The organism is Halobacterium bonnevillei, from assembly GCF_009831555.1.
Lineage (GTDB): Archaea > Halobacteriota > Halobacteria > Halobacteriales > Halobacteriaceae > Halobacterium > Halobacterium bonnevillei.
Genome location: NZ_WUUU01000030.1, coordinates 1 through 22,786, shown reverse-complemented (window position 1 = coordinate 22,786; position 22,786 = coordinate 1). Strand labels below are relative to the sequence as shown.

Annotated in this window: 22 protein-coding genes and 1 pseudogene; 2 read left to right on the top strand and 21 right to left on the bottom strand. The window is 67.1% G+C overall.

Going from position 1 to position 22,786, the window contains the following annotated elements; all coding sequences use genetic code 11:
- From GRX66_RS05980 to GRX66_RS05965, 4 genes are all read right to left on the bottom strand, one after another.
- Nucleotides 1-500, bottom strand: a 500-nt coding sequence (locus GRX66_RS05980; RefSeq protein WP_159525727.1) for an AMP-binding protein, incomplete at its 3' end; no start/stop codon positions are given.
- A gap of 222 nt (nucleotides 501-722) precedes the next feature.
- Complete coding sequence (locus GRX66_RS05975; protein WP_159525726.1) at nucleotides 723-2,426, bottom strand: acyl-CoA mutase large subunit family protein; 1,704 nt, start codon at nucleotides 2,424-2,426, stop codon at nucleotides 723-725.
- Between the two features lie 181 nt (nucleotides 2,427-2,607).
- Nucleotides 2,608-3,420, bottom strand: a complete 813-nt coding sequence (locus GRX66_RS05970) for an ABC transporter permease (protein WP_201292939.1) — start codon at nucleotides 3,418-3,420, stop codon at nucleotides 2,608-2,610.
- Nucleotides 3,417-4,469, bottom strand: coding sequence for an ABC transporter ATP-binding protein (locus GRX66_RS05965; protein WP_159525725.1), 1,053 nt, complete (start codon nucleotides 4,467-4,469; stop codon nucleotides 3,417-3,419). The genes GRX66_RS05970 and GRX66_RS05965 overlap by 4 nt, the downstream gene beginning before the upstream one ends.
- 132 nt (nucleotides 4,470-4,601) lie before the next feature.
- On the opposite strand from GRX66_RS05965, the gene GRX66_RS05960 reads away from it, so the two are divergent.
- The gene (locus tag GRX66_RS05960; RefSeq protein WP_159525724.1) at nucleotides 4,602-5,450 is read left to right on the top strand and encodes a DUF7351 domain-containing protein; all 849 of its coding nucleotides are present in this window, start codon (nucleotides 4,602-4,604) and stop codon (nucleotides 5,448-5,450) included.
- A gap of 21 nt (nucleotides 5,451-5,471) precedes the next feature.
- Here the strand turns inward: GRX66_RS05960 and GRX66_RS05955 are convergent, their stop codons facing one another.
- The 3 genes from GRX66_RS05955 to GRX66_RS05945 form a co-directional block, all read right to left on the bottom strand.
- A complete protein-coding gene (locus GRX66_RS05955) occupies nucleotides 5,472-6,287 on the bottom strand; it encodes a CBS pair associated ParBc domain-containing protein (protein ID WP_159525723.1) in 816 nt (271 codons plus the stop codon).
- Between the two features lie 174 nt (nucleotides 6,288-6,461).
- Nucleotides 6,462-7,868 carry a DHH family phosphoesterase gene (locus GRX66_RS05950; protein ID WP_159525722.1) on the bottom strand — a complete coding sequence of 469 codons (1,407 nt, stop codon included), beginning with the start codon at nucleotides 7,866-7,868 and terminating at the stop codon, nucleotides 6,462-6,464.
- A gap of 169 nt (nucleotides 7,869-8,037) precedes the next feature.
- Nucleotides 8,038-8,832, bottom strand: coding sequence for a dienelactone hydrolase family protein (locus GRX66_RS05945; RefSeq protein WP_159525721.1), 795 nt, complete (start codon nucleotides 8,830-8,832; stop codon nucleotides 8,038-8,040).
- Between the two features lie 103 nt (nucleotides 8,833-8,935).
- Here GRX66_RS05945 and GRX66_RS05940 point away from each other — a divergent pair, with 103 nt between their 5' ends.
- Nucleotides 8,936-9,133 (top strand): hypothetical protein, encoded by a 198-nt coding sequence (locus GRX66_RS05940; RefSeq protein ID WP_159525720.1) that lies wholly within the window; start codon nucleotides 8,936-8,938, stop codon nucleotides 9,131-9,133.
- Nucleotides 9,134-9,276: 143 nt separating this feature from the next.
- Here GRX66_RS05940 and GRX66_RS05935 read toward each other — a convergent pair whose 3' ends face one another.
- From GRX66_RS05935 to GRX66_RS05870, 14 genes and pseudogenes are all read right to left on the bottom strand, one after another.
- Nucleotides 9,277-10,761 carry an NADH-quinone oxidoreductase subunit N gene (locus GRX66_RS05935; RefSeq protein WP_159525719.1) on the bottom strand — a complete coding sequence of 495 codons (1,485 nt, stop codon included), beginning with the start codon at nucleotides 10,759-10,761 and terminating at the stop codon, nucleotides 9,277-9,279.
- Nucleotides 10,761-12,311, bottom strand: coding sequence for a complex I subunit 4 family protein (locus GRX66_RS05930; protein ID WP_159525718.1), 1,551 nt, complete (start codon nucleotides 12,309-12,311; stop codon nucleotides 10,761-10,763). Before GRX66_RS05930 ends, GRX66_RS05935 begins: the two co-directional genes overlap by 1 nt.
- Nucleotides 12,312-14,393 (bottom strand): NADH-quinone oxidoreductase subunit L, encoded by a 2,082-nt coding sequence (gene nuoL / locus GRX66_RS05925; RefSeq protein WP_159525717.1) that lies wholly within the window; start codon nucleotides 14,391-14,393, stop codon nucleotides 12,312-12,314. It abuts the gene before it with no gap.
- A 1-nt stretch (nucleotide 14,394) separates the two neighbouring features.
- Complete coding sequence (gene nuoK, locus GRX66_RS05920; protein WP_159525716.1) at nucleotides 14,395-14,700, bottom strand: NADH-quinone oxidoreductase subunit NuoK; 306 nt, start codon at nucleotides 14,698-14,700, stop codon at nucleotides 14,395-14,397.
- On the bottom strand, nucleotides 14,700-15,014 hold the full coding sequence (locus GRX66_RS05915; protein WP_159525715.1) for a proton-conducting membrane transporter: 315 nt from the start codon (nucleotides 15,012-15,014) through the stop codon (nucleotides 14,700-14,702). The genes nuoK and GRX66_RS05915 overlap by 1 nt, the downstream gene beginning before the upstream one ends.
- The gene (locus tag GRX66_RS05910) at nucleotides 15,011-15,280 is read right to left on the bottom strand and encodes an NADH-quinone oxidoreductase subunit J (protein ID WP_159525714.1); all 270 of its coding nucleotides are present in this window, start codon (nucleotides 15,278-15,280) and stop codon (nucleotides 15,011-15,013) included. Before GRX66_RS05910 ends, GRX66_RS05915 begins: the two co-directional genes overlap by 4 nt.
- 60 nt (nucleotides 15,281-15,340) lie before the next feature.
- The gene (locus tag GRX66_RS05905; RefSeq protein WP_159525713.1) at nucleotides 15,341-15,802 is read right to left on the bottom strand and encodes a NuoI/complex I 23 kDa subunit family protein; all 462 of its coding nucleotides are present in this window, start codon (nucleotides 15,800-15,802) and stop codon (nucleotides 15,341-15,343) included.
- Nucleotides 15,799-16,854: a complex I subunit 1/NuoH family protein gene (locus GRX66_RS05900; RefSeq protein WP_159525712.1), complete on the bottom strand. Its 1,056-nt coding sequence runs from the start codon at nucleotides 16,852-16,854 to the stop codon at nucleotides 15,799-15,801. Before GRX66_RS05900 ends, GRX66_RS05905 begins: the two co-directional genes overlap by 4 nt.
- Nucleotides 16,855-18,531 carry an NADH-quinone oxidoreductase subunit D gene (locus GRX66_RS05895; RefSeq protein WP_159525711.1) on the bottom strand — a complete coding sequence of 559 codons (1,677 nt, stop codon included), beginning with the start codon at nucleotides 18,529-18,531 and terminating at the stop codon, nucleotides 16,855-16,857.
- Nucleotides 18,528-19,235 carry an NADH-quinone oxidoreductase subunit B gene (locus GRX66_RS05890; RefSeq protein ID WP_159525710.1) on the bottom strand — a complete coding sequence of 236 codons (708 nt, stop codon included), beginning with the start codon at nucleotides 19,233-19,235 and terminating at the stop codon, nucleotides 18,528-18,530. The genes GRX66_RS05895 and GRX66_RS05890 overlap by 4 nt, the downstream gene beginning before the upstream one ends.
- Nucleotides 19,225-19,629: an NADH-quinone oxidoreductase subunit A gene (locus tag GRX66_RS05885; RefSeq protein ID WP_159525709.1), complete on the bottom strand. Its 405-nt coding sequence runs from the start codon at nucleotides 19,627-19,629 to the stop codon at nucleotides 19,225-19,227. The genes GRX66_RS05890 and GRX66_RS05885 overlap by 11 nt, the downstream gene beginning before the upstream one ends.
- A 134-nt stretch (nucleotides 19,630-19,763) precedes the next feature.
- Nucleotides 19,764-20,375 carry a 5-(carboxyamino)imidazole ribonucleotide mutase gene (gene purE / locus GRX66_RS05880; protein ID WP_159525708.1) on the bottom strand — a complete coding sequence of 204 codons (612 nt, stop codon included), beginning with the start codon at nucleotides 20,373-20,375 and terminating at the stop codon, nucleotides 19,764-19,766.
- Nucleotides 20,372-21,655, bottom strand: a pseudogene (locus tag GRX66_RS05875) (5-(carboxyamino)imidazole ribonucleotide synthase); the annotation flags it as partial. The gene purE and the pseudogene GRX66_RS05875, both read right to left, overlap by 4 nt.
- A gap of 95 nt (nucleotides 21,656-21,750) precedes the next feature.
- Nucleotides 21,751-22,786: flippase activity-associated protein Agl23 (locus GRX66_RS05870; RefSeq protein WP_159525706.1), on the bottom strand; the 1,036-nt coding region annotated here is incomplete at its 5' end.

Here is a 22,786-nt window from a genome sequence, read left to right as displayed (position 1 = left end):
ACCACGGAGTGGGGCGCGCCGATGCGCGCACACGCCAGCATCGCCACCGGCAACTCCGGAATCATCGGCATGTACATCGTGACGACGTCGTCCTCCTCGACGCCCAACTCCCGGAGTGCGGCCGCGAACTCGTTGACCTCGCGGTGGAGCTCCTCGTACGTGTACGTCCGGTTGTCCTCGTCCGTCGGCTCACCCACCCACTCGATGGCGGCCTCGTCGCCGCGCTCGTCGAGGTGTCGGTCGAGGCAGTTCACGGAGGCGTTCAATTCGCCGCCCGTGAACCACTCGTAGAACGGCGGATTGCTGTCGTCCAGCACCGTGTCGTACTCGACGTTCCAGTCGAGGAGGGCCGCCGCCTGCTCCCAGCACTCCGGCCAGTTCTCGTCGAAGTCCTCGTGGATGTCCGGGTCGCTGACGTTCGCCTGCTCGACGAACGATTCCGGGGGCTCGAAGGTGTCCTGTTCGGCCAGCCGTGCTTCGAGTTGTGTTTCTTCACTCATCACGCTAGACATTGATGAACACGGCTATAAGGTTTGTTCAGTCTCCCGCGGAGACGCATCTTCGAGTAGCGCCGCGGGCGAGACAGTACACGGTACTCTGATTTGACGAACGGGGCGCCGATGCAGACCGCTGCACGTCACTGCTGTGCAACGAAACCGACGTTGACTGGAGTCGGGTGGCGTCGGCGACCGGCGTTTCGAGGCGGGTCCTCGACGGCGGAGTCAGGCTGCGGCGGCCGTCTCCTGGTAGCTGCCGAACTCGTCTTCGAAGACCTGCATGATCTCGCCCATCGTCGCGTACGCCTTCACGGCGTCGACGATGTACGGGATGGTGTTCTCGTCGCTGTGGATGGCGTTCTCGAGCGCGGCCAGCGCCGCCTCGACCGCCTCGTCGTCGCGTTCCTCCTTGACGGCCTCAAGGCGGTTGAGCTGGCGGTCGCGGGTGGCGTCCTCGTCGATCTGGAGGATGTCCGTGCTGGTGTCGTCGTCGACCTCGTACTTGTTGACGCCGACGACCGTCTCCTCGCCCGCGTCGACGCGCTGCTGGTACTCGTAGGCGGACTCCTGGATCTCGCGGTGGAAGTAGCCCTCTTCGACGCCCTGCAGGACGCCGTCGCGGACGGAGCCGTCGCCCATCTGCTTGATCTCCTCGATGTACGCCATCGCCTCCTCCTCGACCTCGTCGGTGAGGGATTCGACGGCGAAACTGCCGCCCAGGGGGTCGACGATGTCCGCCGCGCCGGACTCGTCGGCGATGATCTGTTGTGTACGCAGCGCGACGCGAACCGCCTCCTCGCTGGGGAGCGCGAGCGCCTCGTCGTAGGAGTTCGTGTGGATGCTCTGGCTGCCGCCGAGCACCGCCGCCAGCGCCTGGAGCGTGACGCGCGCGATGTTGTTCAGGGGCTGCTGGGCGGTGAGGCTCTGGCCGGCGGTCTGCGTGTGGAACTTCAGCTGCTTGGACGCCTCCGCCTCGGCGCCGTACCAGTCGTCCATCACGCGGGCGTAGATGCGGCGGGCGGCGCGGAACTTCGCGATCTCCTCGAAGATGGAGTTGTGGGAGTTGAAGAAGAAGGAGAGCGTGGGCGCGAAGTCGTCGACGTCGAGGCCGCGCTCGATCGCGTCCTCGACGTACGCGAACCCGTCGGCGAGCGTGAACGCCAGCTCCTGGACGGCAGTCGAGCCGGCTTCGCGGATGTGGTACCCCGAGATGCTGATGGGGTGGAACTTCGGCGTCTCCTCGGCGCAGTACTCCACCACGTCGGTGACGAGGTCCAGCGACGGCTCCGGCGGGACCACCCACTCCTTCTGCGCGATGAACTCCTTGAGCATGTCGTTCTGGAGGGTGCCCCGAATCTCCTCGCGTGGGACGCCCTGCTGGTCGGCGAGCGCGAGGTACATCGCGTAGATGACGGGCGCGCTCGGGTTGATGGTGAACGACGTGGAGACCTCGTCGAGGTCGATGCCGTCGAAGAGGATCTCCATGTCCCGGAGGGTGTCGACGGCGACGCCCTCTTTGCCGACCTCCCCGAGGCTCATCGGGTCGTCGGAGTCCAGCCCCATCAGCGAGGGCATGTCGAAGGCCGTCGACAGCCCGGTCTGGCCGTTCTCGATGAGGTAGTGGAATCGCTCGTTGGTCTCCTCGGCCGTGCCGAAGCCGGCGAACTGCCGCATCGTCCACGTGCGCCCGCGGTATCCGGTCGGGTAGACGCCGCGCGTGTACGGGAACTCCCCGGGGAACCCGAGGTCGTCCGTGTAGTCGACGTCCGCCACGTCGTCGGGGGTGTACAGTCGGTCGACTTCCAGGTTGGAGACGGTCGCGAACCGGTCCTTCCGCTCGCCGTACGCGTCGAGTACTGGGTCCAGGGTCTCGTCCGCCCAGTCCTCGCGGGCCTCCCGGATGTCAGCGAGGTCGTCCTCGTCGTACATGGACTGATGATTTGCCGGAACGTTCATAGAGGTTTCGAGGGAGGCGTGCTCGGCCCACGGCCGAGCACGTTACAGCGAACGGTGAGCGGAGCGAACCGTGAGCAGCGTGGCGGACCGGAGGGGGACCGCGGACAAGCGAGCGGCGACTTCCGAGCCGCGGGCCCGGATTCCAGGTCGCCGCTCAGTAGTGGCCCATGACGCCTTCGCGGCGCGCCCACCGCTGGCAGTAGTGGAAGGCCGCGTAGCCGAGCGCGAGGTAGCCGACGGCGGTGGCGACGAGCACGGCGAGTTCGCCCGCGGGGAGGTTCCAGAGGGCGACGCCGTCTTTCATCGCGGTCTGGAGGAGCTGGCTCCCTTGCGCGAGCGGCAGCCACTTCATCAGGGGGTACTGGGCGACGGGCGCCGCGATGAGGCCGATGAAGAAGAACTGCATCAGCTGGAAGGCGTTCTCGATGCGCTTGAAGCGGATGGCGAGGCCGCCGAAGAAGAACCCGATGCCGACGGCTGGCGCGAGCGCGAGCGCGCCGAGCGGCACCACGGTCAGGGGGTCGACGGCGAGCCAGTGGCCGGTCACGGTCATCATCACGAGCAGCGTGAGTGCGCCCCAGAGGAAGGACTCGAGGACGTTGACGACCATCTTCACGACCATCACGGGGCCGAACCCGAACGGCGACATGAACAGCTGTTCGAGCGTACCCCACTGGGCTTCCCGGGTGACGCCCCACGAGAGGCCGGAGTACGCCGTGATGGACATGCTCCACAGCAGGTAGCCGACGATGATGCCCTCGATGCTGTCCGAGATGGCGGTCGGGGCGACCGCGCGGCCGCCGTAGAACACCACGAAGAACACCAGGAGGATGGTCCCGAACTGGGAGATGGTGTTCACGGGGTACCGGAGTAACAACAGCAGTCGCTTGCGGAACGCCGCGAGGAAATACCGGAGGTAGCCCCGTGGCCCGGTGTCGAAGCCCGCGGACTGCGTCGGCGCACTCATTCGCCGTCACCTCCCTCGTCGGCGTCGCTGCCGGGCGCCGTGCCGGTGACGTCGAGGAAGACGTCCTCGAGGTCCGGTTCGAGGCCGTCGACGTCCAGCAGTTGGCGGTCGGCGGCCTGGAGGACGTCCAGGACGCCGTGGAGGGTGTCGCCGTCCGCGAGCGTCACGTCGAAGCGCGTGCGGTCCTCGAGGACGTCCCAGTTCTCGGTGTGGTAGCTGTCGGTGAGCTGCGTTCGGACGCCGCCGGGCACCTGGCCTTCGACGGTGACGCGGTACGCCTGGGTTTCGAAGACGCCGACGAGGTCCTCGACGGGGTCGTCGGCGATGACCTGGCCGTCGGCGAGGATGACGACGCGGTCGCAGACGCTCTCGACGACGTCCATGTCGTGGCTGGACAGCACGATGGTGATGTCCTCCTCGTCGGCGAGGCGTCGGAGTTCTCGGCGGAGTTCCACGGACGCTTCGACGTCGAGGCCGAGCGTCGGTTCGTCGAGGAACACGACGTCGGTGCCGCGCGCGAGGGTCGCGGCCAGCGACACCTTCTGCTTCTGGCCGCGGGAGAGGTCGTTGACCGGTTCGTCGGCTTTGTCGGCGAGGTTGAACTGCTCGAGGAGGCGTTCGTGGCGGTCGCGTGCGACGTCGGGGTCGCGGCCGCCGAGCGCGGCGAAAAACCGGAGGTTCTCGGCGACGGTCAGCCGCCAGTACGTGTTCCGCGCGCCCTCCAGCATCGCGCCGACGTGCTGGTAGACTGCTCGCGCGTCGTCGGCTGCGTTCACGCCGGCGATCTCGACGGTGCCCGCCGTGGGGACGACGAGGCCGAGAATCGACTTGATCGTGGTCGTCTTGCCGGCGCCGTTCGGGCCGAGGACGCCGACGACTTCGCCGCGGTCGACCGCGAAGGAGACGCCGTCGACGGCGTGGACGGCGTCGTCGCCGTCGCCGTACGTCTTCTGGAGGTTGTCGACTGCGAGGACTGTCTCACCGGCGGCTTCGGGGTCGCCGTCCGACGACGTGTCGGACCGACTCGGTCGCCGTGTCGCCTGACTCATACTCGTGTGCGTGGTTCCACGCCCGGATAATGGTTTCCAGAATGACGCTTCTGTCCGTTCGTTTCCAGAAGGGACTTTCTATTGGTGGGCCGACAGGAATGGGTTTTTACCGCTGGGCGGCAACCCCGGCGTATGAGCGACCGCGACACCGATGCGGCCGACGCCTTCGACGTGCTGTCGGACGCGTCGCGCGTAGCGATTCTCCGCGAACTCGCCGACCGCACGCACGTCGTCGACGAATCGACCGTGGAGTTCTCGGACCTCCGGCGCGCCGTCGGCTTCGACGACGCCGGCCGGTTCAACTACCACCTCGGGAAACTCCAGGACCAGTTCGTCGTCAAACGCGACGGCGGCTACGCGCCGACGGCGGTCGGACTGAAAGCCATCGGCTCCATCGAGTCCGGGACGTACACCGCAGACCTCGAACCACGGCCCGGCACGGTCGACTACGACTGTCCCGCCTGCGGCGACCAACTCGCCGCCACCTACGAGAACCAGGTGGTCACCGTCGAGTGCGAGAACGGGGACGACGTCTTCGTCGAGACGTCCGTTCCACCGGCGACGGCCGCCGGGTCGACCATCCAGGACATCGTGTCGTTCGTCGTCGGCGACCTCCAGCGGGACGTCGAAGCGGTGGCCGACGGCGTGTGCCCGATCTGCTCGGGGAGCATGGAGCTCGAGCACTTCGAGCGCGCCGACGACGGCCACCTGCGCGCGAGGTCCGAGTGCCTGAGCTGCTGGATGGCAGCGGAACTTCCCGTCGGCGCGCTCGTCGTGCGCCACCCCGCGGTCGTCTCTCTGTACTACGACCACGGCGTCGACGTCCGCCGCCAGTTCCTCACCGACCTCGAGTTCGTCGGCGCAAGGGGCGACGCCGAGTTCGTCGCCGATGACCAGTCGGTCGTCGAACTCACTGTCGGCGTCGAGGGCGACGAGGTGACGCTTCGCGTCCACGAGGACTTCACGGTGGAGACGACCTGACGGCCGCTTCGCTCGCAGCCGTTACTGCAGGCGCTCGACGGTCTCCACGAGCGGGTGGTGGGCGTAGTCCACGACGTTGATGTCGGTGATCGATTCGAGGCCTTCCTTCTCGGCGGTGCGCGCCATCCCGAGGTCGACGCGGCGCTCCAGCACGATGACGTACGCGTCCATCTCCTCGATGCCCGCGCGTTCGGCCGCCATCACGCGGTGGTGGCCGTCCGCGAGCAGGAGGTTCGCGCCGTCGTCCGAGCCGCTGTTGTCGATGACGACCAGCGGTTCGGCGAGGCCGTGTTCGAGTTCGTAGCGGCGCCCCTCCAGTTCGTCCGCGTACACCTTCCCCTGCGTGGGCACGAGGTTAGCGAGCGGGACCGTGCGCCGTTCCTCGCGGGCTTCGATGCCGTGAATCGTCTCCAGCGTGCGCTTGAGTTTCCCGACTTTCTCCGGGGTCGCGCGCTCGATCTGGGAGCGGATGACGTCCGAGTTCGAGATGATGCCCACGAGGTTGCCGGCGTCGTCGACGACGGGGAGTTTCTGGATGCCCGAGCGCAGGATGACTCGCGCGGCGTCGGTCACCTTCATGTCCGGGTGCGCGACGATGAGGTCGTCGCTCATCACCTTGAAAACGAGCTCGTTCGGCGCCGCCAGCAGGAGGTCGCGCGCCGAGACGAACCCCTCGACGCGTCGCCCGTCCGTCACCGGGAAGCCGTTGTGTTCGCTCTCCGAGATGCGCGTCGCGACGTCCCGCACTGTGTCGTCCGGCGACACCGTCGCCACGTCCCGCGTCATGTAGTCTTCGACCGTCGGTTTGGCCCCGTTGAGGTCGAGCGCCGAATCCATCGTACTACCCGTAGCGTACGGACCGGCAAAAACGCACCGAGCGTGGCCGAGCGAAGCGCGACGAGCGGAGCGAGTCCGCGGGATGTGCGAGCAGCGTGGCCGAGCAACGCGAGGCAACGTTGTAGCGAGCGGCGGTCGCTCTGTGCAGTCCGGGAGTCCGCTGGTCGCAGTCGCTCAGTTCCGGATTTCCTCGAAGAATCGGGTGGCGACGACGTCCTCGACCATCTCCGTGAGCGTGCCTTCCGCTTCGGCGCCGATCTCGTCGAAGAGGCCCAGCGGGAGTTGCGCGCCGGCCATGTCGTGGTGGCCGCCGGCGCTGCCGAGGTCGCCGAACGCAGACCGCAGGACTTCGCCGAGGTCGACGTCGCTGCCGCGGGAGCGCGCGGACGCGTAGATTGTGCCCTCGGTGTAGCCGTAGACGAACGTCACGGAGACGCCGCGCATCGCGAGGAGGCGGTCGGCGGCCTGCGCGAGGGTGTCCCGGTCGGCGATTGCGCCGACACAGGACGCCAGCACAGAGCCGTCCAGTTCCCGGTTGGTGATGGCTCGCGAGATGGTGTCGAGGGTGTCCGCGTTGATGGACGGGCTCTCGATGCGTTCGAGGACGTCCGTGTCCGCGCGCGACACCAGCCACGCGCCGGCCTCGAAGTCGTCGGTCGTGATCTCGCGCGCGAAGTCCTTGGTGTCCACGCGGATGCCGTACAGGAGTGCCGTCGCGATCGGTTCGTCCAAGTCCAGCCCGTACCCGCGGATGTACTCCACGAGGATGGTGCTTGCGGCGCCCAGCTGGTCGCGGACGTCCACGAAGTCGGCGTTTACGTCGTCCTTCAGTGGGTGGTGGTCGACGATGATGTCTACGTCAGTGTCGGGCGGGAGCTGGTCGTTGACGCCCGGCGCGGAGTGGTCGACGAGCGCGTAGGCGTCGAAGGCGAACTCCTCGTCGACGGTGACGTTGCGCACGTCCAGCTCAAGGAGGTTGACGAACGCGCGGTTCTCCTGGTGGGAGATCTCCCCGAAGTAACACACCTCCGTGTCGACGCCGAACTCCTCGGCGATGCGCGCCAGGCCGACGCCCGCTGCAATCGCGTCGGGGTCCGGGTTGTCGTGCATGAAGACGCCGAGCGTCCCCGAGATACCCTCCAGGGTTCGCCGGAGCGCCTGTAGTTTCGCGGACGTTCCGGACGCCGCAACTTCGTCGACGTGGGTTAGCACCGCCGAACCCGGGTCGACGACGGCGTCCGCCAGCGAGTCGATGGTCGCTCGGTCCGCGAGGGTCGCCTCGAACCCGACGAACGCGAGCAGCTTTGCAGCAGGGTAGACCTCGCGGGCGGCTTCGACCGCGAGCGCGTTCACGTCGGCCCGGTCCCCTGCCACGACGACCACGTCTGCGTCGCGCTCCGCCCCTCGGATCGCGTCCGGGTCGGTCACGTCGCCGACTTCCGCGGCGACTTTCTCGTTGCGAAGCGACTCGACGCGGCTCTCGTCGCCGTCCAAGACGAACAGTTCGCCGCGGCGCTCGGTCAGGTCCTCGACGAGCGCGTGGCCGGTCGTGCCACAGCCGAGAACTAACCGAGAAACCATTGTACGCCCGTGATACCTACTGGGTCGGCTAAAAGGTACCGCTGTCAGTCGTTCCCGGTGGGGGCGCGTGGTTGTGCGTATCCGACCGCGTCCGGCTGATTGCTCCGCAGCTTCGTGACGGGTGGTGGCCCGGCCGTAGTATCGAGTGCTTGACGGACCGGTTTCGCTGTCAGTCCGCACAGACCTCGGCGGTGAACGTCCGAACCCGGTTTCGCAGGCCGCCGCCGTGCTCCGAGTCGAACAGTCCCTGCCCGTGTGCATCCCCGCCGTACTCCACCAGCTCCTTCGGTTCTGGCGCGCCCCGGTGGAGTTCCCGGGCGATTCGAACGAACCGGTCTTCGTCGTCTTCGCTGACCACGAACAGCGACCGCCCCTGGAGCTCCGACGCGTGGTCGGCGCCGCCGGCAGCCGAGAGCGTGATCGTTCCGTCGACGGTGGCGTCCGTCTCAGCGTTCGCGACCAGGACGGCTTCGCCGCCAGTACTTGCGCCGACGAGGACGATGCTCGAAACGGACTGCTGCTGTCGGAGATACTGGATGGCGCCGCGGACGGACGCTGCCCTGTCCTCGGGGTCCTCGTCGATAGCGAGCGCCAGGTGCCCCATCTCCGCGAGCATCTCCCCCTGGGGCTGCCAGCTTCCCCGTTCCACGTTGACCTGGGGGACCAGTACGACGCCGCACGCTCCGCTGCCGTACGACGTCGCCTCGATCGTGGCGCCGTGCGGCGCCTCGAACGAGACGGTCGGGGGACGCTCCGTGGTCGTGTCGCCGGTGTCTGTGGACGTCTCCCCGCTCGGTTCCGAGTGTACCGCGGTGTTCCCGTTTGCATTGTCAGCAGTCGTCCCTGACGCTCGATCGTCGCTGTCGCCCGGGCCGCCAGTCAGACATCCCGCGGTGGCGAGCGCACTCGCGACGACGACAGTTCGGGAGAGAAACCGCCGCCGGGTCGGTGTGTCGCTGCTCATGCCCCAGCGGTCCGCCCTCGGCGTCCAATATTATCCTGTGCATAAGCGTCGCTGTCCTCGAAGCGCTGGACGACTGTGAGCGCCGCGGCTGTCGGTGGACCGGATGGAGACGACCACCCTCGCGTTCGCGGGCGGCGTCGCGCTCAACTGCAAGCTGAACAAGCGACTCCGGAGGCCGTCGACGGAGTCGCTGACGGACTTCTCCGCGATGGGGCTGGACACGCTCGTCCTCCGGGATTTCGTCGTCGGGAAGGCCGACGCCGTCGTAGCGAACGCGGACCCGCCGGTCAGCCCCGTCTGAGGTGTCCGGGGCGATTCCCCACGGCCAGGGCGGCTCCTGGCTGTTGGTACTCCTGAAGCCGAGACGCGACGCGCGCCGGAAGAATCTACATCCTCGAACGAACGGTTAATAGTCGGTTGAACCGCGTCAGCGGGCCTGTTCGCTTACAGCGCGAACAGGACCTCGGCGGCGTGGATCGCGGTCTGCGCGACCGGGTCGAACGCCACCAGGAGGACGACCGTCGCGACGCCCGCGGCGATGACGGCCGTGTAGAGGCCCGTCGGCGTTCCGCGCAGCGTCAGGTCGTCGCTCGGGTCCTCGATCCAGATGGCCTTCACGACGCGCGAGTAGTAGTACAGCGACAGCGCGCTGTTGATCGCCGCGACGGCGGCCAGCCACGCGAAGCCGGCCTGCACGGTCCCCGCGAACAGCAGGTACTTCGAGAGGAACCCGCCGCCCACCGGGAGACCGGCGAGGCTGAACATGAACACGGTCATCGCGACGCACGCCACCGGGGCGCGGGTCGCCAGGCCGTTGTAGTCCTCGAACGTCCGGCCGACGTCCCAGTACTCGGCGAGCGCGACGAACAGGAACGCGCCCGTGTTCATGAAGCCGTAGACCAGCAGGTGGGTCATCGACGCGCCGAGCACGAACGAGTTCGCGTCCGTCGCGCCGCTCTGCAGAGCGGCCAGCCCCATCAGGACGTAGCCCGCGTGCCCGATGGACGAGTACGCGAGCATCCGCTTGACGGTGTCCTGGGTGGCCGCGGCGAAGTTCCCGAGCGTCATCGTGACGACGGCCAGCACGACGAACAGCAGCGACCAGTCGACGGCGGTCGCAGCGACCGCGTCCAGCGGGAACGCCGTGGTGAACACGCGGAACGCGACCGCGAAGCCGGCGGCCTTCGACGCCGACGAGAGGAACGCGCTGATCGGCGCTGGCGCGCCCTCGTAGGCCTCCGGCGCCCAGAAGTGGAACGGCACGGACGCCGTCTTGAACGCGAATCCGCCGGCGAGCATCACGATGCCGAGGCCGAGCACGCCACCGAGTTCGGTGCCGGTGACGGCCGCCGCGATGTCGTCCAGCAGGAGCGTGCCGGTGGTGGCGTAGATGAGGCTGATGCCGTACGCCATCACGGCCGAGGACAGCGCGCCGATGAGGAAGTACTTCAGGCCGGCTTCGACGCTGCCGCGGTTCGTCTTCAGGAACGCGACGAGTGCGTACGACGGCAGGCTCGCCAGTTCCAGCGCGACGAACACCGTCACGAGGCTGTTCGCGGACGCCATCAGCGTCATGCCGGTGGCGGCCAGGATGACCAGGGAGTAGAACTCCGCGAGGTGGTCTTCCTCCCGCACGTAGTCGTAGCTCGCCACCACGACGAGCGTGGCGACGCTGCCGACGATGAACGCGAAGAACAGGCTGAGCGCGTCGACGACCAGCGCGCCGTCGAACTGCACGAACCGGAAGTCGCCGGTGCCGGCCGCGAGGAACCACACGGCTGTCGCGGCGGCGAGGGATGTACCGGCGGCGCTGATGCCCGCAAGCAGCCCGTTCTTGCGGGTGTTCGGCGCGACGATGTCGACGCCGAACAGCACGATCGCGGTCACGCCCAGGACGATCTGGGGCGTCAGCGGTGGCAGCTCCACCATCAGAGCTCACCTCCGGTGAGGACGGCGGTTGCCTCCGGGAACGAGTCCACCATCGGGTTGACCGCGTCCTGAATCATTCCATAGAACACCTCGGGGGCCGTCCCGAGCACGATGACGAGCAACACGAGCACGACGATTGCGAACGTGTCGTGGCTCGCCGCGGGCACGATGTCGTAGTCGGTGTCCGCGCTGAACGGCCCGAAGAGGACGCGCTGCATCGCGAACAGCAGGTAGCCCGCGACAACGACGATGCCGAACATCGCCACCGCCGTGAACAGCTGGGCGTACGGGAACGTCGCCTGGAACCCGCCGATGAAGATGAACACTTCACCAGCGAACCCGGCCATCAGCGGCAGTCCCATGTAGCCGAACGCCGCGGCGACGAACACCGCGGCGGTGACCGGCATCTTGTCCGCGATGCCGGAGAGGTCGCCGACCATGCGGGTGTGGGCGACGTTGTAGATGACGCCGACGCACATGAACATCAGCCCCGAGATGAGGCCGTGGGCGACCATCTGGAACGTCGCGCCGCCGAGGCCGTAGACGTTGTACGCGACCAGTCCGAGGATGACGTACCCCATCGACGACACCGAGGAGTACGCGACGATGCGCTTGAGGTCCTGCTGGGCGAGCGCCAGCATCGCGCCGTAGATGACCGACACCACGGCGAAGATGGCGATGAGAACCGCGTAGTCCCGCGCGACGCCCGGGAGCATCGTGAAGTTGAACCGGAGCATCGCGTACGTCCCCATCTTCAGGAGGACGCCCGCCAGCATGACGGACGCTGGCGTCGGGGCCTGCACGTGGGCGTCCGGCAGCCACGTGTGCAGGGGGACCGTCGGCACCTTCACTGCGAACCCGAAGAACATCGCGAAGAACGCGACGACCTTCAGGGTCTCGGCGCCGAGGCCGTACGTGGTCGCGAAGCTGTCGTTGGCCAGCGCGGACGTCACGGCGATCATGTCGAAGGAGTTGACGTCCAGCGCGAACACGAGCGCGACGAACCCGATGAACATCACGAGGCTCGCGACGTTCGTGTACACGAAGAACTTGATCGCGGCGTACTTCCGCCGCGGGCCGCCCCAGATGCCGATGAGGAAGTACATCGGGACGAGCACGAACTCCCAGAACACGAACCACACGAAGAAGTCCAGTGCGGTGAACACGCCCAGGAGGCTGGCCAGCATGAACAGCATCAGCGAGTAGAACTGGCTCTGGCGCTCCTGGATGGGCGTCCACGCGCTCAGGATGGCCAGCGACGTCAGGACCGTCGACAGGACGACCAGCGGCATGCTGATGCCGTCGACGCCGACGTGCCAGTTGAGCGCGTACGGCCCGACCGTGATCCACTTCGCGGTCGTTTCGAACGCGAGGGTGCCCGCTTCGAAGAGGGCGTTGCCCGACGCGTCGTACTGTCCGAACATCCAGAGGCTCCCCGCGACGGGGAGCAGGCTGAGGGCGAACGCCAGTTTGCCCGCTATCTTGTCGGGCGCGAGCATCACGGCGACCGCCGAGACGAACGTGACTGCGATGAGTGCTTCAATCAACATTCAGAACCACCCCCCGAGGAGGCCGAAGGCCACCAGGAGTGCGACGAGACTCAGCGTCAACAGGGCGGCGTAGTGCGTGACGATGCCGTCCTGGATGCGCTTGATGCGACCGCCCGCGAACAGGCTGACACTGCTGACGCCGTTGACGACGCCGTCGATGATGCCCTGGTCGAAGGTGTCGGCGGCGCGAGCGAGCGGCAGCGTCACGCCCTCTGCGAGCCACACCTGGTATTCGTCCTGGTAGTAGTTGTTGTACAGGACGGTCTTGATGCCGCCGAGCTTCTCCGTGTGCTCGACGGGTTCGGGAACGCTGTAGAGCCGCCACGCGAGGCCGGCGCCGGCGAGCGCGAGGCCCAGGGAGACAGCGGCGGGCACGAGCACACCGAGGCTCTCGTTGGCGCCGTAGCCCGCGAAGTCGACGAGCAGGTGGTGGTAGTGCTCGTAGCCGATGTTCGCGTACGCCGACCCCTGTGGACCGGCGAGCCAGTCCTTGAGGAACTCGATGTGTTCACCCGTGAGTTTCGCGACCGGCGTCATGTTGATGAGGCCGACCGTGGCCGCGAGCACGCCGAGCACGACGAGCGGGAACTTCACGTTCCAGCCGACGCCGTGCGGCGATTCGGCGGTGTCAGTGCGGGCGTCGCCGTGGAAGGTGAGGAACACCATCCGGAACGTGTAGAAGCCCGTGAAGAACACGGCGAGCAGCCCCATCGCGTAGCCGGCGAGCAGAATCGGGCTCTCGCCGGACCCGTAGATGAGCGCCTCGTACAGCACTTCGTCCTTGCTCCAGAAGCCGGCGAACGGCACGATGCCGGCCAGCGCGAGGCTCCCGGAGAGGAACGTGTAGTAGGTCACGGGCATCTTCTCCTTGAGGCCGCCCATGTCCCACATGTCCTCGTTGTGGTGCATCGCGATGATGACCGACCCGGCGCCGAGGAACAGCAGCGCCTTGAAGAACGCGTGGGTCATCAGGTGGAAGGTCGCGGCGATGTAGCCGCCCGCACCGAGCCCCAGCATCATGTAGCCGTACTGGCTGATGGTGGAGTACGCCAGCACCTGCTTGAGTTCGTCCTTTACGACGCCCATCGTCGCGGCGAACAGCGCGGTGAACCCGCCGACCAGCGCGATGATGGCGAGGACGGTCGGGAGCAGCGCGTAGAAGCCGTACATGCGCGCGACGAGGTAGACGCCGGCCGCCACCATCGTCGCGGCGTGGATGAGCGCGGAGACTGGCGTCGGGCCTTCCATCGCGTCCGGCAGCCACGTGTGCAGCGGGAACTGCGCGGACTTCCCGATGACGCCGCCGAGAATCAGCAGCCCCAGAATCGCGAACCACGTCTGTGGCTCGAACCCGACGACGTCGAGGAAGCCCGCGACGTGTTCGGGCGTCGCGCCCTCGCCCTGGGCGGCGAGCAGCGCCTGCTCGGCGAGGTGCGGGAAGCTCTCGACGCCTTCGGAGACGGCGAGGAACCGCGACGTACCGAACGTCGCGAGCACGCCGACGACGCCGATGAGGAAGAAGTAGTCCCCGAACCGCGTCACGAGGAACGCCTTCTTCGCTGCGCTCGGCGGGCCTGCCTCCCGGAAGTGGAAGCCGATGAGCAGGTACGAACAGAGGCCCACCAGCTCGAAGAACATGAACGCCATCAGGAGGTTGTCCGCGACGACGAACGCCAGCATCGAGAACGTGAACAGGCCGAGGCCGGCGTAGTACCGCGGCAGGCCGGTCTCGCCCTCGTCGTTCATGTAGCCGAGGCTGAACACGTGCACGAGGAACGCGACCAGCGAGACGATGACCAGCATCATCGCCGACAGCGGGTCGACGAGCACGCCGAAGTGCAGGTCGAACGTGTTCTGGCCGACGACCCACGTGTAGATGGTCTCAGTGTGGTAGGTCCCCTGGCTCACGGTGAGCGCCAGCCACGCGGAGAGCAGCAGCGACCCGGCGGTCGCGAGGATGCCCGGAATCGCGCCGCCTTTCGGCAGCAACCGGGGCGCGAAGTGGCCGACGAGCAGCGCGATCAGGAACGCGGCGAACGGCAACAGCGGCACAGCAGCCGTGAAGTCGAATGCTCCTGCCATCTTACCACCTCATCGTCGTAGCGTTGGTCACGTCGACGTCGTCGAAGTTGCGGTACAACACGAGAATGATACCGAGGCCGACGGCGACCTCGGCGGCGGCCAGCGCGATCACGAACAGGCTGAACACCTGGCCGGTGGCGTTGCCGTAGAAGTGCGAGAACGCGACCAGGTTGATGTTCGCCGAGTTCAACATCAGCTCGACGCTGATGAGGAACATCAGTGCGTTCTCGCGGGTCAGAATGCCGAAGACGCCCGTGCAGAACACGGCCGCGGACAGCAGGAGGTAGTACTCGACGGCGACCGCCATTACTCGCCGTCACCTCCCTCGGTGTCGCGAGTCGCGAGCAGCACGGACCCCTCCAGCGCCGCGTCCAGCAGGAACGCGACGATGATGAACGCCGCGAGGAACCCCTCGCTGGCGACGGCGCTGTCGCCGGCGACGTCCAGCAGCCCCATGAGCGCGTACCCGATGGTCGCCGTGATGTTCACGTCGCCGCCGAACCCGACAGCGCTCCCGAACCCGGCGTTCAGGAACACGGCCGAGAGCACGACGAACAACGCCACCGCGACGATACCGGGCACGAACGTCGATGGGTCCCGTAGTCGTGGACGCGTCGTCATGCGTTAGTCACCTCCCCTGTACCTCTCGTTTGACGAGTGAGCATCACCGCGAACGTGATGAGGATGAGAACGCCGCCGACGTAGACGAGTATCTGCATCGCGGCGACGAACTCCGCCTGAAGCATCACGTAGTGCACGGCGAAACTCAACAGAGAGCCGCCGAGCAGGAGCGCGGAGTGCCACACGTCCCGCACCAGTACAGCGCCCAGACTGGCCGCTACTGTGACCAGTGCGAACAGCCCGAACGCGATTATTTCGTACGTCATTTCAGTCACCTTGTGGTTCGGAAATACGCCCTTTGTAGGTTTCGAGACGGGCGCATCGAGTTACTGGTAGTCTACCTCGCCTTCGCCTTCGCCGACCCAGGAACCACGGTCCGGTTCGCGGGACGCCAACGGGTCGAGGTCGTTGTACCACGGCACGTTCTTCAACTGTTCTTTGTTGAACACGAGGTCGTGTTTCGTGTCCCCGGTGAACTCGAAGTTCTCCGTCAGGAGAATCGCGTCCACCGGACAGACCTCCTCGCAGAGCCGACAGTAGATGCACTGGCCGACGTGGAGGTTGTACTGTTCGCCGTTGCGCTGCTTGTCCGTGACAATCTGGATGGTGTCGTTCGGGCAGACGTTCTCGCACTGCCGACACCAGATACAGCGTTCCTGGCTGAACTTGTGCACCCCGCGGAAGCGCGGACTGACTTCCGGCGCTTCGTCCGGGTATTCGACGGTGAACGTCTCACCGTCGAGGGCGTGTTTCATCGTCGTTGCCATCGATTTCAGGATTCCGATCATAGTCCGGTCACCCCGAGGATTGCCGCGGTCAACACGAGATTGGCAAAGGAGAGCACGAGCATGCCCTTCCAGCCGATCTCGATGAGCTGGTCGATGCGCACGCGGGGTACCGCGGACCGGCACCACTGCGTGAACAGGAACACCGCCCAGATCTTGATGACGAACCAGACGAACCCGGGCAGGAACGGCCCGGCTGGCCCGCCGAGGAACAGCGTCGCGATGATCGCGCCGCCGAGGAAGATGTGGAGGAACTCGCCGAGGTAGAACAGCACGAAGTACACGGAGGAGTACTCCGTCTGGTAGCCGCCGACGATCTCAGTCGGCGCTTCGGGCGTGTCGAACGGGTTCCGCCCGACTTCCGCGAGGTTCGCCACGACGAACAGCACGAACGCGAACGGGTTGACGAACGCGAACCACGCCGGAATCCGGATGCCGGCGACGTTCGCGAGCGTCGTGTTCTGCTGGATGGCGACGATCTCGCTCAGCTGCAGCGAGCCCGTGAACAGCACGACGGACGCCGCGGTGACGACGAGCGGAATCTCGTAGGCGATGTTCTGCGCGACGGCGCGGAGGCCGCCCATGAGGCTGTACTTGTTGTTCGACGCGTAGCCGCCCATCAGGAGGCCGAGGCTCGCGATGGACGCGATCGCGAACACGAACACCAGCCCTGTCTCGGGGTCGGCGAGCTGGATGCCGTTGCCCATCGGGATGACGGCGAACGCGAGCATCGCGGAGCCCGCGAGCACGATCGGCGCGAGGTCGAACGCGGGGCGGTCGGCGCCCTCGGGCACGATGAGTTCCTTCGAGAGCAGGCGGACGGCGTCAGCCACGATGATGAGCAGGCCGAACGGGCCGACGCGGTTGACGGCGATGCGGTCGGTGAACGCCGCCGTGATCTTGCGTTTCGCCCACGGCCCGGCGACGCCCGTCATCGCGAGCATGATGTTCCCGATGAGGAACGCCGCGAGGAACATCGACAGCAGTTCGCCCCCGAACCCGTCGACGCCGATGTTGCGCTGGATGGTGTCGGGGAGTGGGGTCGGCGTCGCCATCTATCGGTCCACCTCCCCGAGAATCACGTCGAGGCTGCCCAGGGTGGCGACGAGGTCCGGCACGTACTCGCCGGTGGACATCTCCTGGAGCGCCGAGAGGTTGGAGAACGCGGGGCTGCGGATCTTGAACCGCGCGGGCTTCTCGGTGCCGTCCGACCGGATGTAGATGCCGAGTTCGCCCTTCGCGCCCTCGACGGCGCGGTAGGTCTCGGCGCCCTCGTCGGGCTTCAGCGTGCGCGGGACGTTGGACTGGATCTCGCGATCGTCCTCCGGCCAGTCCTCGAGGAGGTCGACGCACTGTTCGATGATGCGCGCGGACTCCTCGATCTCCCGCATGCGGACGAGCAGGCGGGCGTAGTTGTCGCAGCCGTCCTCCGTGATGACGTCCCAGTCGAGTTCGTCGTAGTAGCCGTAGGGGTCGTCGCGGCGGAGGTCGTAGTCGATGCCGGAGCCGCGAGCGACGGGCCCCGTTGCACCGTAGTTCTTCGCGATCTCCGGGTCGAGGTGGCCGGTGTCGACGGTCCGCGACTGGAGGATCTCGTTCTCCGAGATGAGGTCGTGGTACTCGTCGAGTTTCTCCGGGAGGTCGTCGAGGAAGTCCCGGCACTTCTCGAAGTACTCCTCGCGGGGCTCGGGGATGTCCCACACCACGCCGCCGAGGCGCAGGTAGTTGAACATCATCCGCTGGCCCGTGAGGTCCTCGAGGAGGTTCTGGACGATCTCGCGGTCCCGCATCGCGTACATGAAGATGGCCGTGAAGTCGCCGTAGATGTCCAGACAGAACGTCCCCGTGGCCAGCAGGTGGCACGCGATGCGACACATCTCCGCGGACATCGTGCGGATGACCTGCGCGTACTCCGGCACGTCGATGTCCGCGAGGTCCTCGGCGGTGCGGGCGTACGCCCACTCGTTGATGATGCCGCCCGGCCCGTAGTCCCAGCGGTCCGGGTAGGGCATGATCTGGTAGCGGTACGTGCCCTTCTCGGCCATCTGCTCCTCGCAGCGGTGGAGGTAGCCGATGTCGGGGTTGACGTCCGCGACCTGTTCGCCGTCGAGGACTGTCTCGACGTGGAGGACGCCGTGTGTGGCGGGGTGGTGGGGACCGATGTTGAGGAACATCGTGTCCGAGTCCTCGCCGCCGCGGGCGTGGTCCTCCAGCGGGTTCTTGTTCTCCTCGAACGTCACAATCTGGGGCTTATCCTTGTTGTAGTCCTTCCCGAGCGGGTGGCCCTGCCAGGTGTCGGGGAGGAGGATGCGCTCGAGGTTCGGGTGGCCGTCGTACTGGACGCCGACGAGGTCGTAGGCCTCGCGTTCGTGCCAGTCGGCCGTGCGGAACACCGGTTCGGCCGTCTCGCTGACCGGTTCGTCCCGCGGCGTCGGAACGACGACGCTGACCTCGTTGGTCGGGTCCTCGTACTGCTTCAGGTGGTAGATGCTCTCGAAGCGGTCGTCGTACTCCTGGGCGGACACGCAGGACAGGTGGTCGAACCCGGCGTCGTCCTTCAGCGTCGAGAGGACGTCCTGGACGGCGTCCGCGCGCACGACGTACGCTTCGGCGTTCCCGTGCGTCTCCCGGTCGAGGACGTGGTCGCCGAGGAGGTCCGCGATGGCGTCCTCGTCGACGTCGCCGTCCTCGGTCGTCGGGAGCTGGGTCTCCGGTTCGTCGTACGTGCTCATGGCGAATCAGCCCAGTTGTAGCGCATGACGAGGGTCTCCTCGTCGATGTCCTCGGAGAGCTTCTCGACCATCTCGTCGCGGTCGAGGTCGCCGAACTCCTCGAGTTCGTAGGGCTTGACCGTCACCGGCGAAGACTCGCCGTTGGCGACCCGTTCCTGGAGTTTGGCGACGCCGTAGACGAGCGCCTCCGGCCGGGGCGGACAGCCCGGAACGTGGATGTCCACGGGGATGACTTCCTCGGCGCCCTTCACGACGTTGTAGCCCTCCTGGAAGGGGCCGCCGGACGTCGAACAGTTCCCCATGTTGACGACGAACTTCGGCTCCGGCATCTGGTCGTAGACGCGCTTCATGCGCGGCGCGAACTTCGAGACGATCGTCCCCGGAACGATCATCACGTCCGCCTGCCGCGGCGACGCGCGCGGGACGCCCGAACCGAACCGGTCGAGGTCGTGTTTCACCGCGTACGTGTGCATCATCTCGATGCTGCAGCAAGCGATACCGAACTGCAGCATGAACATGCTGGACCCGCGAACCCAGTTCATGAACTTGTCGAACTTCGTGAGGATGAACGGCGTCGAGCCGAACGCCTCGCGAAGCTTCGAGTTGAACCGGTTGTCGACGCCCTCGCCGATGCGGGCGTCGCGAGTCGACGTCAGCGGGTCGCTGCTCCCCGTAATACTGTCTCTTGGTTGGTCACTGCTCATGTGGTTTCCCTCCGTGCCGTGGTGTCCGCACCCACCGGACGGCGCCCTTGCGCCACGCCCACGCGAGGCCGACGACGAGCACGCCGATGAAGACGAGCATCGGCAGCAGTGCTCTCGTCAGGCCGGCGGACTGGACGGCGTCCTGGTAGATGACGGTCCACGGGAAGATGAGGACGGTCTCGATGTCGAAGACGACGAACAGCAGCGCAACCATGTAGTACTGGATGTTGAACTGGATGCGTGCGTCCCCCGTCGGAATCTCACCACTCTCGTAGGTGGCGCGTTTCCCTTGTTCAGGTACACTGGGCCGCAGGAGTGCTGAGACGGCCATCATCCCGAGCGGGATGAGCACGCCCACGACTGCCAGCATACCGATGGCGATCCATGGATTCATACAATTATCTCCGTGACGTGCGGGGGTTTGAACCGCACGCCCATAAACGTTGATTTATGCTTCCAAGCCCTCAGGCGCCCGAAATCGGACGTACGAGGGCCACTCCGTCCGTCCGGGCGACCGGCGGTAGCGGTTCAGTCGCGCGAGGCGCGAAATCCGGGGGTGCCGCGCTCGTGGAGGGCGAGTGAGACGTCCGCGACGCCGTCGCGTTGTTTGTCGTGGAGTGCCTGCAGTTCCGCGGCGAGTTCGGGGTCGTCGGTCGCGAGGAACTGTGCGGCGGACAGCCCCGCGTTGTAGGACTTTCCGGCGTCCACGGCGGTGATGGGTGCGCCTTTCGGCATCCCGATGACGGAGTCGACGGACTTCTCCTGGACGGGGACGCCGACCACGGGAATCGGGTACGCCAGCGACGCGGTCATGTTCGGGAGGTCCGCGGACTTCCCGCCGGCGCCCGCGATGATGACGTCGACGCCGCGGTCGGCGGCCGTCTCGGCGTACGCGTACATGAGGTCGGGCGTGCGGTGCGCGGAGACGACCCAGGACTCGAAGGAGTACCCGGCGGGGGCGTCGTCGTAGTCCGTCACCTCCTCGAATCCGAGGTCGGTGAGCGCCTCGTGGGCGCCGGCCATCACGTCGAGGTCGCTGTCGCTGCCCATGACGATGCCGACGTCCGGCGTCTCCTCGCTGGGGCGGTCGTGCGTTGCTTCCGATTCGAACAGGTCGACGAGGTCGGCTACTGTGGTCATGGTTGCGTGGAGTCCGGTTGGTCGTGGTCGTCGGTCGACTCGCGGAACGAGAGCGCGTCCCGGGCGGCGCGGGCACGGAGCAGCAGTTCGCCGCGGTTGTCGCCGACGGCGGTCACGTGCCCCATCTTCCGGAGCGGCCGCACTTCGCGTTTCCCGTACCAGTGCAGGGAGATCCGGTCGTCGCGGAGCGCGCTGGGGACGCCGTCGAGGACCGCCGGGCGGGTCTCGGCATCCGGGTCGCCGAGCACGTTCGCCATCACGGTCGGCGCGCGGAGCGTCGTGTCCCCCAGCGGGAGCCCGCAGAGCGCGCGGACGTGCTGCTCGAACTGGGACGCGTGACAGCCCTCGATTGTGTAGTGGCCGGAGTTGTGCGGCCGGGGCGCGACTTCGTTCACGAGCACGCGACCATCGCCGTCTCCCGGGCTCCGCCCGGTCGACCCGTCCGCGTCGCGTGGCGACGCGCGCTCGAACAGTTCAATACCGAACACGCCCCGGCCGTCGAGCGCCTCGAGGACGTCCGTCGCGACCTCAGTCGCTCGCTTCCGTACTTCGTCGCTCGTGCGCGCGGGCACGACCGATTCGCGCAGAATCTCCGCCTCGTGGACGTTCTCGGTGACGGGGAACGTCGCCGCGTCTCCGTCGCCGCTGACGGCGATGACCGAGAGTTCGCGCTCGAAGTCCACGAGTTCCTCCGCGACGTAGCCGTCCAGGTCGCCGAACGTCTCGCGGGCGTCCGCGGCCGACTCGACTGGTGCGTTCCCGCGGCCGTCGTAGCCGCCGGTCCGTGCTTTCAGCATCAACGGCTGACCGAGGTCGTCGAACGCGGCTTCGAGGTCGGCCTCGCCGTCCACGGCGCGGAAGTCCGGGACTGGGACGCCGGCGTCGGCGAACGCCCGGTTCTGCACGAGTTTGTCCTGGATCGTCCGGAGGGTGTCCGGCGACGGGTGGACCGGGACTCCCGCATCCGCACCGACGGACTCGAGGACGTCCGGGTCGGCGAGTTCGATTTCGTACGTGAGGACGTCAGCGCGCTCGGCGAGGTCGCTGATCGCGTCCTCGTCGTCGAAGCCGGCCACGAGCTGGTCGGCCGCAGGCGGGCACGCGGGGGCGTCCGGCGTCGGGTCCAGGACGACCACGTCGACGCCGAGGGGGCTGGCGGCCTCCGCGAGCATCCGGCCGAGCTGGCCGCCGCCGACCACCCCGATTGTCGCTCCGGGTACGGGCAGCGTCATTACCCGTCCGTTCCGCCTACTCCTGTATAAGAATTGCCGAACTACCCGGTGGAGTGTTCACGTTCGTGGTACCTCGGCGGCGTTCGACCCCTCCCTCGGTCCGTCGACGCGGGTGATTCCACTGCGGGTGGTCGCCCGCGTCTTCACGGCTGTTTGTAGCCGGAGGCGTTGCTGTCGACGAATATCACGAAGACCGTGTTCGAGGACGTCAGCTCGTACGTCCAGCTCTCGTAGCCCCGCGGCTCCAGGTACCCCGCGACGTCCGTGTAGTGTTTCGCGCGCGTGATGACGACCGGTGCGTCGGTGTCCTCGACGGACGGCGACTGGTTCTCCCCCGTCGCCGTCCCGGCGGTCAGTTTGAGCGTCGAGTCAGTCGCCGCGTCGGCGCGTCCCGTGTACCACGGCAGCGGGAGGCGGTGGAACCAGTTCGTGTCGGAGACGTCGCTCGGTTCGACGGCTTCACCACCCGTGGGCTCCCCGTGCGCGTAGAAGTGGTCCCCGTAGTACAGCACGTCCGTGCCCTCGGTAGCCGCTGCGACTCGTTCGACGTTGGCCAGCGTGTCCTGCATGTCACTCGCGGGCTGGCCGTACTGCACGAGTTCGTTGTCGTCCTCCTGTGGCATCAGAAACGACGTCTCGGCGGTGACCGCGCCCATCTGGCCGGCGGCGGCCAGCAACACGATGGCGGCGAGCGCGACGCTCACGTAGTCGTCGTCGGTGAACGCCGACCACCCGCGTTCGACCACCAGTCGCAGGCCCACCGCCGCCGGAATCGCCAGCGGGACGACGGCGTGAACGACCGACCAGTGGCCGGAGATGTCCGTAATCGCGGGATAGACCACGATAGACGCGACGCCCCAGTAGCCCGCGAACAGCACGAAGTCGCGGGGGTCGTCGGCGACGTACCGCTCCGCGAGGAACCCGAAGACGGCCGCGACGACGAGCATCAGCGAGGCGGCGCTCAGCGTCCGCAGCGCGTCCGTGAGGAACGCGATGTAGCTGTGGTCCCGGGAGACACTGCCCGCGGTCCCCCAGGTCCCCCAGAACTCCGCCCACGCGCCAGCCGTCCCGGCGGTCAGCACGCCCGGCAGTCGCGTCGGCTCGCCGAACGCCGCGTAGAACTCGGGCCGCGGCGCGTAGAATACGACGACGACGGCGAGGAACGCGACGGCGCCGCCC

Coding starts and splice junctions, on each gene's coding strand:
- GRX66_RS05975 (WP_159525726.1), bottom strand. CDS start 2,426: ATGTACGACGAGGACGACCTCGCTGACATCCGGGAGGCCCGCGAGGAC.
- GRX66_RS05970 (WP_201292939.1), bottom strand. CDS start 3,420: ATGAGTGCGCCGACGCAGTCCGCGGGCTTCGACACCGGGCCACGGGGC.
- GRX66_RS05965 (WP_159525725.1), bottom strand. CDS start 4,469: ATGAGTCAGGCGACACGGCGACCGAGTCGGTCCGACACGTCGTCGGAC.
- GRX66_RS05960 (WP_159525724.1), top strand. CDS start 4,602: ATGAGCGACCGCGACACCGATGCGGCCGACGCCTTCGACGTGCTGTCG.
- GRX66_RS05955 (WP_159525723.1), bottom strand. CDS start 6,287: ATGGATTCGGCGCTCGACCTCAACGGGGCCAAACCGACGGTCGAAGAC.
- GRX66_RS05950 (WP_159525722.1), bottom strand. CDS start 7,868: ATGGTTTCTCGGTTAGTTCTCGGCTGTGGCACGACCGGCCACGCGCTC.
- GRX66_RS05945 (WP_159525721.1), bottom strand. CDS start 8,832: ATGAGCAGCGACACACCGACCCGGCGGCGGTTTCTCTCCCGAACTGTC.
- GRX66_RS05940 (WP_159525720.1), top strand. CDS start 8,936: ATGGAGACGACCACCCTCGCGTTCGCGGGCGGCGTCGCGCTCAACTGC.
- GRX66_RS05935 (WP_159525719.1), bottom strand. CDS start 10,761: ATGGTGGAGCTGCCACCGCTGACGCCCCAGATCGTCCTGGGCGTGACC.
- GRX66_RS05930 (WP_159525718.1), bottom strand. CDS start 12,311: ATGTTGATTGAAGCACTCATCGCAGTCACGTTCGTCTCGGCGGTCGCC.
- nuoL (WP_159525717.1), bottom strand. CDS start 14,393: ATGGCAGGAGCATTCGACTTCACGGCTGCTGTGCCGCTGTTGCCGTTC.
- nuoK (WP_159525716.1), bottom strand. CDS start 14,700: ATGGCGGTCGCCGTCGAGTACTACCTCCTGCTGTCCGCGGCCGTGTTC.
- GRX66_RS05915 (WP_159525715.1), bottom strand. CDS start 15,014: ATGACGACGCGTCCACGACTACGGGACCCATCGACGTTCGTGCCCGGT.
- GRX66_RS05910 (WP_159525714.1), bottom strand. CDS start 15,280: ATGACGTACGAAATAATCGCGTTCGGGCTGTTCGCACTGGTCACAGTA.
- GRX66_RS05905 (WP_159525713.1), bottom strand. CDS start 15,802: ATGATCGGAATCCTGAAATCGATGGCAACGACGATGAAACACGCCCTC.
- GRX66_RS05900 (WP_159525712.1), bottom strand. CDS start 16,854: ATGGCGACGCCGACCCCACTCCCCGACACCATCCAGCGCAACATCGGC.
- GRX66_RS05895 (WP_159525711.1), bottom strand. CDS start 18,531: ATGAGCACGTACGACGAACCGGAGACCCAGCTCCCGACGACCGAGGAC.
- GRX66_RS05890 (WP_159525710.1), bottom strand. CDS start 19,235: ATGAGCAGTGACCAACCAAGAGACAGTATTACGGGGAGCAGCGACCCG.
- GRX66_RS05885 (WP_159525709.1), bottom strand. CDS start 19,629: ATGAATCCATGGATCGCCATCGGTATGCTGGCAGTCGTGGGCGTGCTC.
- purE (WP_159525708.1), bottom strand. CDS start 20,375: ATGACCACAGTAGCCGACCTCGTCGACCTGTTCGAATCGGAAGCAACG.